Here is a 988-nt window from a genome sequence, read left to right as displayed (position 1 = left end):
CCCGCCAGTTAGGGGATAAGTATCGTAACATCGACTTTTCGTCTAACTACTGTTTTGACCTGTCAGTCACGACCACCTTATGTCCGCTTCTCGCGGGGCAAACCGTGTGTGTCTATGAAGGCGATATTCTTGATGCTGCCGCCTTTAGAGCTCATCTCAGCACCGTGAATATTGGTTTTGTAAAAACCACACCGAGTCTTGCCATGGCACTCTTACCTGGTAGCGATGCTCACGTTGATACCCTAATGCTTGGCGGTGAAGCACTGACTGAGCAGGCCATTGACGCCTTAAGCGGCCATGTTAATGCTATCTTCGACGAATATGGCCCCACGGAAACCACTGTCGGTGCGATGCTAGCACAGGCGTACCCTCGCCTTCATCAAGGCATAGGTAAAGCCTATCCTAACGTTAATCTTCATGTATTATCTGAGTCGCTCCAGCCCATGCCTATTGGCGCACCGGGTGAGTTGTATATTTCAGGTCTTGGGGTTGCCCGTGGTTACTTAAATCGCCCTGAGCTTAATGCCGAGCGCTTTATTGAYAACCCGTTTAGTCATGACCCCGSCCATARCAAACTCTACAAAACCGGTGATCTAGCCCGTTTCCTAGACAACGGCGACTTGGCGTATCTCGGTCGTAACGATGAGCAGGTAAAAATYCGTGGTTATCGCGTTGAATTAGGCGAAATTGCCGCTGCCATTGCCAATCAGCAAGGCGTACAAAACGCCGTGGTGATTGATGTACCTGCACCGCAAGGCAAAGCATTGGCTGCCTACCTTGTTGCAGAGTCTACCCTTGAAATTACTGAGTTAAAGCTTGCCCTAAGTGCTGCGTTACCAGAGTACATGGTGCCCAGTCACTTTATCCTAGTTGAACATATTCCACTCACCGGTAACGGCAAGCTTGACCGTAAGGCTCTGCCTGCACCAGAGCTTCAAGCCGATAACCTCTATGTGGCACCGCGCAATACTTTAGAAACCCGAAACCC

Annotated in this window: 1 protein-coding gene; it reads left to right on the top strand. The window is 50.2% G+C overall.

Features of this window, described 5'->3' with window-relative positions:
- On the top strand, nt 1-988 hold a 988-nt coding region (locus EAG18_RS22025), incomplete at both ends, for an AMP-binding protein (protein WP_148098535.1).

The organism is Pseudoalteromonas sp. J010, assembly GCF_003934235.1.
Lineage (GTDB): Bacteria > Pseudomonadota > Gammaproteobacteria > Enterobacterales > Alteromonadaceae > Pseudoalteromonas > Pseudoalteromonas peptidolytica.
The sequence above is the reverse complement of the archived record's forward strand: the minus strand, read 5'-3'. Positions and strand labels throughout refer to the sequence as shown.